General features: G+C 46.7%; 6 protein-coding genes. All 6 read right to left on the bottom strand.

Going from position 1 to position 7,412, the window contains the following annotated elements:
- Positions 1–85 precede the first annotated feature (85 nt).
- The 6 genes from QUB20_RS21230 to QUB20_RS21205 all read right to left on the bottom strand — a co-directional run bounded on the left by QUB20_RS21230 (position 86) and on the right by QUB20_RS21205 (position 7,378).
- Positions 86–1,438: a cytochrome P450 gene (locus tag QUB20_RS21230; RefSeq protein ID WP_333249242.1), complete on the bottom strand. Its 1,353-nt coding sequence runs from the start codon at positions 1,436–1,438 to the stop codon at positions 86–88.
- A 342-nt stretch (positions 1,439–1,780) separates the two neighbouring features.
- The gene (locus QUB20_RS21225) at positions 1,781–2,287 is read right to left on the bottom strand and encodes a MogA/MoaB family molybdenum cofactor biosynthesis protein (RefSeq protein WP_333240568.1); all 507 of its coding nucleotides are present in this window, start codon (positions 2,285–2,287) and stop codon (positions 1,781–1,783) included.
- A 179-nt stretch (positions 2,288–2,466) separates the two neighbouring features.
- Positions 2,467–2,802: a photosystem II reaction center protein Psb28 gene (gene psb28, locus QUB20_RS21220; RefSeq protein WP_333240570.1), complete on the bottom strand. Its 336-nt coding sequence runs from the start codon at positions 2,800–2,802 to the stop codon at positions 2,467–2,469.
- Between the two features lie 336 nt (positions 2,803–3,138).
- Entirely contained in the window at positions 3,139–4,602 is a 1,464-nt protein-coding gene (locus QUB20_RS21215) for a DUF1565 domain-containing protein (RefSeq protein WP_333249246.1), read from the bottom strand.
- A 285-nt stretch (positions 4,603–4,887) separates the two neighbouring features.
- Complete coding sequence (locus QUB20_RS21210) at positions 4,888–5,484, bottom strand: Uma2 family endonuclease (protein WP_333249248.1); 597 nt, start codon at positions 5,482–5,484, stop codon at positions 4,888–4,890.
- A 166-nt stretch (positions 5,485–5,650) separates the two neighbouring features.
- Positions 5,651–7,378, bottom strand: a complete 1,728-nt coding sequence (locus QUB20_RS21205; protein ID WP_333249251.1) for a hypothetical protein — start codon at positions 7,376–7,378, stop codon at positions 5,651–5,653.
- Between the last annotated feature and the right edge of the window lie 34 nt (positions 7,379–7,412).

Here is a 7,412-nt window from a genome sequence, read left to right as displayed (position 1 = left end):
GGCGTCCCGCCCGTCCTTTTTGGACGGGCGGGACGCCCATCCCACAATAACAATTAAAATTGTAAGTTATTTAATTCACTCTCATTTAACGCCGATCGCCCACAACCGTTAATCGGAATCGATCGGGCGGCACAAAGGTGATTCCCCGGCGCGCCGGACGAATTGGCCGATCGATATTCGATACAAACTCACGGGAAGACAGCACCGTTGCTAAAACGAGCTTCATTTCAAACATCGATAACGCCATCCCGATGCAGCTTCGACTCCCCCCTCCAAATGGTAAAAATTCAGAGGCGGAAAACTTGCGATCTAAAAAGCGATCGGGATTGAACCGGGCGGGATTTTCGTAGGTTTCAGGGCGACGGTGGGCCAAATAGACACAGGGGATTAAAATCGTTCCCCGTTGATATGTATAGCCTTCGAGTTCGATCGTCCGTTTCACCTTGCGCGGCTGCGAAATTAAGGCAATTGGATAAACCCGCAGCGCTTCCTTGCAGACTGCTGTTAAGTAGGGCGACTGCGAAAGCGCGATCGGATCGGGATTCTCGCCTAATTCATCCAATTCCTGCCGCAACCTAGCAAGGCATTCGGGAAACTGATGCAGCCAGTAAAACGCCCAAGTCAAGGCCGATCCAGTCGTTTCATGTCCCAATAACAACAGCGTCATCAACTGATCGCGCAATTCTCGATCGCCGAGGGATTCGCCGGTGTCGTCGCGGGCCATCATCAACACCGACAGAATATCCGTGCGAGACGAATCGAGAGATTGCGATCGCCTCTCGGCAATTTCCGCATAAATCAGCGAGTCAATCTCCGCCATCTGCTGCAAAAACTGCCCCCACGGACTCCAAGATCCCAAATTTTGCTGCAAGGGTTCAAAGAAAAATTGTAGGGAGTACAGCTCAGAGGTAATCGCCTCTAAAAGCCTGCTGAGCAAGTGTTTCAGGCGTTCGTAGCGCTCTCCCGGCACTAATCCAAACACGACTTGCAAGATTACTTGCAGGGAAATTTCTGACATTTCTTCGCGGACTGCGATCGCATCTGGGGCTTTCCAGTCGATCGTCTGCTTTTTCGTCAAATCAACAATCAAATGCCCTTGACTGTGCAACTGTTCCCGATGCAGCGCGGGCATTAATAGCTGTCGCTGTCGCAGATGTCGCGGCCCTTCATTCATAATTAGGGATTCATTTCCCACCAGCGGGCGAAATACGTTGGTTACTTTGCCAAACTCAAAGGCATCGGCTAACGTCGTAAACACCGCCTGAATCGCTTCTGGACTGCCCAGAAACACTACGGGGGGCGAAGCGGGCCCCAACACGCGGGCGGTAAATGTATCGCCGTATTTGGCCCAGGAGCGATCGAAAAATGCGATCGGGTCAGCTACCAGCGAAAGCGTTTGGAACAAAGCAGGAGAACGAGATCCGGTAGGCAGCGTCATTCGATTTTAGATTTTAGATTTTAGATTTTGGATTGACTTGCGCGAGATAAATTCGGGGGCGTGAGGATTTTAGATTTTAGATTTTGGATTGATTTGCGCGAGATAAATCACGTGGCGGGTAGCACCTTTGAAATTCGCTTGTCATTGCAAAACTGGCGATACACAATCTTTCTAGTGTATATCGATCGACCTTGCACCCTGAAATTTATCTGCGAGCGATCGACGGTAGGCTAGAAACCGGGTTTCTGAGCGTAAGTCCTGATTAACTTACCAAAAGGCGATCGAGTCAAAGCTCGATCGAGCGCCCATACCGGATGCCAGCACAAAAACCAACTCCCGCCCTCACCCTCCGCGCAACTGCGTCACCAAGTGAACTAATTCCGGTAAAATTAGCTTTTCCACAGCTAGTTTCACGCCATTGCTAGAGCCAGGAAGAGAAAAGACTAACTTGCCTTGATACACGCCTGCAACTGCGCGAGAGGCGATCGCCCTCGAACCAATTTCTTGATAGCTCAAAAACCGAAATATCTCCCCAAATCCTGGTAAAATCCTGTCTAGCAAACTTTCCATCACATCATAGGTCGTATCTCGGGGAGCGATGCCCGTGCCACCGTTAAAAATGATTGCATCCACATCTTCACGCTGGGAAAAAGCCTGCATTTGCAATACAATTTTGGCCGCATCATCTTTAACAACAGTGTAAGCTACCACAGAGTGACCCGAATCTTTTAGCAGCTTCTTGGTTAACAAGCCACTCTTGTCTGTTTCTGCCGATCGCGTGTCGCTAACAGTAATGATAGCACAATTTACGGTTATTTTAGATAAGTCGGGGTGAGGAATTTGCGTCATATAACAGATATTTAAGGAAAAAGAAAGAAGCAAGAACGAAGAGGAAATCAGGAAAAGGGAAGAGGGAAGAAGTCATCAGTTAGTTGTGATTTGTTCGTTGTTAGTTATTCATTATCAAATAACTAATAACCAATAACCCATGCCCCATGCCCCATGCCCCATGCCCTATTCCCCATCAATTATGCCTTGCTAAATCCTAAACCGTTGGCTTCCGAGTAGCGTTCCATGAAACGCATAAATCGATCCCATTCTGCGGAACTTTTCATTAGATAAAGAGCTTCCAAACCCGCAGGCTGACCGTTGATGAACTTAGCCTTAACCTCACGAGTGAGGAGTTCGCCTTCGTCGTCGATCATGTACATTCCAGTAATGTCTTCGGTACTGGTGCTGCTGAGAGCTTTGGGATTTTCAAAGATAAACGTGGCAGTGCCTTGCTCTCCGCTTTTAGAACGGGTTAGGCGCACTTCGGGCACAGCATCTTCGTCTATACCCCGAGAGAATTGAATTTTAGCCATAATCTGACAGTCGAACCTTAAGGATTGCTTAATTTCTTAATGTTTAATCATAAAACGATTCGGGTACTAGCAAATCAAGACTTGGGAGAGGGGAAGCGGGTGAGAGTGGGTGAGAGTGAGGCAATCGGAGACAAGGGGGAGGGGAGATGGGTTGGTTCTTCTGAGATATTGCACCATTCTCCATAATCATTTCAGGGCGGGATCTCCTGCCCAACCCCTACGCCCCACAAGAAAATCTACTCTTTGTGGAACAGGCATCCTGCCTGTTCTTAAGAATGGTGCAAGATGTGAGTTATTTGTACCCCAAGTTACCCTCTCCCTTGTCTCCCAATTCCCTTAGACGATGTAGGGAGAGTTAATTGGCTCGGCCCGCTTTGTGGCTACCAGAGTTTGGTAGATGAGGGCGGATATCTCGCCACGGGTGATGTCGTGGGCGGGGGAAAGCTTTTCGCGCGCGGGATAGTTGACCACGATTTTGCGCTCTGTGGCGGTTGCTATCTCGTCGGTGGCAAAACTGGGAATCTGAGCTCGATCGACATAAACGCTCAAAGAATTGGGGTTGCCGCCGCCCAACTGCAAGCCGTTTACCAAAGATACGATCGCCTGAACTCTAGTCAAATTCTGCTCCGGGCGAAACGTGCTGTCTGGATATCCAGCCAAAAACCCAGCTCGATTAGCTTGGTCGATCGCTCCTTTGGCCCAAAAATCCGCCCCCACATCCTTAAAAACCGTCGCCTCACGGCGCGGCACCAATTCAAACGCCTTCGCCAACATAGCCGCATACTGAGCTCTAGTTACAATCTCGTAAGGTTGAAAAGTGCCGTTGGGAAACCCGCTAACAATATTCATCTTTGCTAAGCGATCGATAAAATCCTTAGCCCAATGCGTGCTGATGTCGCTAAATTTTAGCCCTCCAGGAGTCGGAGTTGGCGTCACATTGCCCAAATCAAATAAACCTTTCACCCGCGAAGAATTGAGCTGATTTCCCACCGCAGAAATCTTAACCCCAGTCGCATTTTGCAAGTCGAATTCGCCGTTATTCTGAAAGATATTGCCGCCCAAATCTTTAGCATTCCCCATATCTGGCAGCGACTTTTCCTCCGCAGTCAAACCGTATTCCGTATTTTTTTCAATGCGATTATTGCGTAAAATCGGCTTAGATTCCCCTGCTAAAACTATACCGGAGCGATTTTCCAAAATTTGGTTATCAGCAATCAAAGGAGCCGACTGAGCTTGCAGAGAAATGCCGAAATCCGTCTTTTGAAAAATATTGCGCCGTATTACTCCCTTAGCAGTTCCCGCCATAATCACCCCAGCCGCAGAGTTTGCCACAAATATGTTGTCGAGAATCGCAGGATTAGCGCTACCCGTGGCAAAAACGCCTTCGCGCTTGCAAAGTGTGAAAGTGCAGTTAGCCACAGTCGGAGAAGTTGACTCAATCCAGACTCCCGTGCCGCGACTATCAAGATTAGTGACAGTTACTCCGCGCAATTGGGAATTAGTTGCTAGCAGTATCGTGATATTTTGGCTGGCAGCGGTGGGACTGACAAATTTGCCGCTGCCTTGAATTAGAATGCCTCTACCTTTGTTAGTTTCATTGCCAATAACTTTTACTCCCGATGGAATTTCCAAGGGGAATTTTTCACCACTAGCAGCGCTGTAAGTTCCCGGTGCTAACTGAATCGTAGTTCCCGATGCAGCGCGGGCGACGATCGCGCGGGCTATAGTTTTGAATGGAGCCGATTGAGTGCCGGCCGCGGAATCGCTGCCTGTTAGCGGGTTGACGTAAAGTGTTGTCATGTTTTTGTTGAAGAGATAATTGGCGATCGAGCTTTTGTGCAATTTTCATTGTCTGCGAACTTGACCCTGGATATATATTCAGCTTTTATCAGGAAGACACCCACAGGGGATGACAACCATAGGGGAATTGCCCTACAAAGGACTATATTTCTCCTTACCAGAAACAGCAAATATCCGATTTATTAAAGAAGTCAGATATCTGGATTTTCTATTAAACATCTCCAAAAAAGCAAGCTTTGAACAGGCAAGATGCCTGTTCCACAATAATTATTGGAGATGTCTATTTCATTCGCAGACAGTCGAGATTCCCTGGCCGAAAACCTTAACCGCTTCAGCCAAATCAGTTTCACCCATTAAAATGCAGCGTCTTAGCAAATCGATATCCAGCGTTTCCAATCCTGACAGTTGACTCTGAATTACTTGCTCGTAGCCATCTTCCCGAAGATGATACAGCCGCAGCGTGCCATCTTCCCAAAACCAGATTTCAGGCACGCCCAAAGCTCGATATTTTGGCAACTTGCTCAGTCCACCGCTAGTATAAACCACCTCGATCGACAAATCGGGAATCAACTTAGGTTCTCCCAAACAAAACGATTTGTCTGCTTGAGTAGAAGCTTCTGGCGTCTTCTCCTGCGTCATTGAACCAGAAGGGTAAAACTTAATACCTTGTTGCAGCAGAAAAGTAGTCACCAAGTAACCAATGATTTCCGAAAAATTTTCGTGTTGGAATCCCGGCATCAGAATCTCAATCGCCCCTGCAAAAAAAGACAACTTTATGCCAGGGGAATCTTCCGAAACCTTCTGGATTAACTTGAATTGCTCCCAAGTGCCGTTGAGCACCACTCGCCCATCGAGAATTTCGCGATCGAGAACTTGTGTCATTGAGCTACACCATTATCTCCTATGGGAATTATAACGCATTGTGCGATCGCTCCTACAGAAGATCCATGCAGCAATTGTAGCTTCAAAATCCGAACAGTTATCTCTAGTTCCCAGGCTCTTCCTAAGAACACATATCCCAAGGCTCTGCCTCGCCTTAACTCCCAGCCTATTTCACAATACAAGACGCATCCAAAACCACTACAATTTCATTCTGAAAAACCGCACAACTTGTCATTGCTGAAGCTAAAGCGGGAATTTTCCCTTGTTCGAGAGAAAGGCTCGCCTCCGGTATAGAATCAAATTGATTTAGCCAGCCATCATCCTTTATATACTGAAGACTCAAAGCATTGCGATCTATCATCCAAAAATCAACTCCATATTGATTGATAAAATTTTGCAATACAGCTCGATCGGGAGTGTATTGAGCGCGAATTAAATCGTTAAGTCGCTGCAGATATCTGCTGTAGTAGCCTTTCTGATACGGCACTGCATATTCCTTTGCCACCAGAACCGAACGCTGACTAAAGGTTGGCAAATGATCCGTATCGGTGGCGATCGAAGCAATCAATATATCTTTAGGTTGTTGCTCAAAAAAATTGTACAAAGCTGGCATTTTACCTTCTACATACCCGACAGTTGGGAATTTTTTGACCAAGGCGGGATAAAAGACAACGGCGATAGCGATTGTCGCTGTCGTAATTAGTGCCACTAGATTTTTTAAATGAAATATTGTTGCTGTTTTTGATGCCCAATGACCGACTCCATCGATAATTAAAGTGAGGGCGATCGCAGTTATTAAAACAACAATAAATCGCAAGCTGTAAGCTGTATATCTACCTGGTTGATATAGCTTAAAAATGGTAGCGTGAGCCGCAAAAAACATCGCCGAGGAGGCTAGAAATAGCTGAAGCAAAAGCCAGATTTTGCTTTGAATCTGATTTGCTAAGGGAAAAACCGATCGCAAAAACAGCAGTAGCGGAAATAACAGCGCGACACAGTGAGTTACAGGCGTAAACAGCGACTTGGGAAACATCCCGCTACCCCGCCCTGTCAGCCAATAATCTACCGGATTTGAGCGAAAAAAAGCATTTCTGCCACCTGGTGCAAATTCGGCCATTTGCTTCGCTTCTGCTGCGGTATAAGTTGGGCCAAATTCAGAGTTATCTAAAGCATAGGGCAGCATTACTAAAAATATTAATCCCAAACCTGTACTGCAAAATAGGTAATTTGTTCGATCGCCCGACAAGCGCAAACTGCCCTTTTCCCAGCATAGCAGGCGCAAAACTAAAATTCCAGCAGCAACCAAGGCGTAAGGAGGATAGAATAGTCCGATCAGCGCGATCGCCCCCAAACAAGGCAGCAACGAACTGCGCGACAAATAATATAAAAAAGCCAGAAATATCGGATAGATAAAAGCTCTTGGCGTTGTGGAAGCCAAATCATCAGTCATCCACATATGCTGATTTAGCAGCAAAGATGCAATAAATCCAGTCATCGGCACTGGCAACATTTCTAGGCAAAGACCAAAACAGTAATAGGTGGAGATTAAGCCGAGAAATAGTGGCAATATTTTGTGAAATAATAGCGGGTGAATGCCAACTGTTGCTGCTAATTTGTAGAGCGTGCTGTATCCTGCGGGGGCGACAGATTGAAAATAATTAGCAATGAAATCGTTGGGGAATAATTCAGGATCGACAAACCGCATCATCCAGAAAACGTGCTGCCTCGCATCGTCTTGCACCATATACTCGGCGCTAAAGACTTGCTTGAGTCCTAAAATAGCATAAACTGTGGCAAATGTCAAGCTCAGAGTCAACCAAAATATTGTGTGCGATCGCGATGTGCGATCGACTGTAGCAGTGAGAAATTTGTGCAACCGAGCTATTAATACCATTTGAGATTCGAGATTTTAGATTTTAGAATTGGGA

The sequence above is a fragment of the Microcoleus sp. B4-C2 genome (assembly GCF_036705265.1).
In the GTDB taxonomy this organism is placed as follows: domain Bacteria; phylum Cyanobacteriota; class Cyanobacteriia; order Cyanobacteriales; family Microcoleaceae; genus Microcoleus.
The sequence above is the reverse complement of the archived record's forward strand: the minus strand, read 5'-3'. Positions and strand labels throughout refer to the sequence as shown.

What these genes read in the sequence shown, in the direction of transcription:
- QUB20_RS21230 (WP_333249242.1), bottom strand. Translation starts at nt 1,438, where the DNA reads ATGACGCTGCCTACCGGATCTCGTTCTCCTGCTTTGTTCCAAACGCTT.
- QUB20_RS21225 (WP_333240568.1), bottom strand. Translation starts at nt 2,287, where the DNA reads ATGACGCAAATTCCTCACCCCGACTTATCTAAAATAACCGTAAATTGT.
- psb28 (WP_333240570.1), bottom strand. Translation starts at nt 2,802, where the DNA reads ATGGCTAAAATTCAATTCTCTCGGGGTATAGACGAAGATGCTGTGCCC.
- QUB20_RS21215 (WP_333249246.1), bottom strand. Translation starts at nt 4,602, where the DNA reads ATGACAACACTTTACGTCAACCCGCTAACAGGCAGCGATTCCGCGGCC.
- QUB20_RS21210 (WP_333249248.1), bottom strand. Translation starts at nt 5,484, where the DNA reads ATGACACAAGTTCTCGATCGCGAAATTCTCGATGGGCGAGTGGTGCTC.
- QUB20_RS21205 (WP_333249251.1), bottom strand. Translation starts at nt 7,378, where the DNA reads ATGGTATTAATAGCTCGGTTGCACAAATTTCTCACTGCTACAGTCGAT.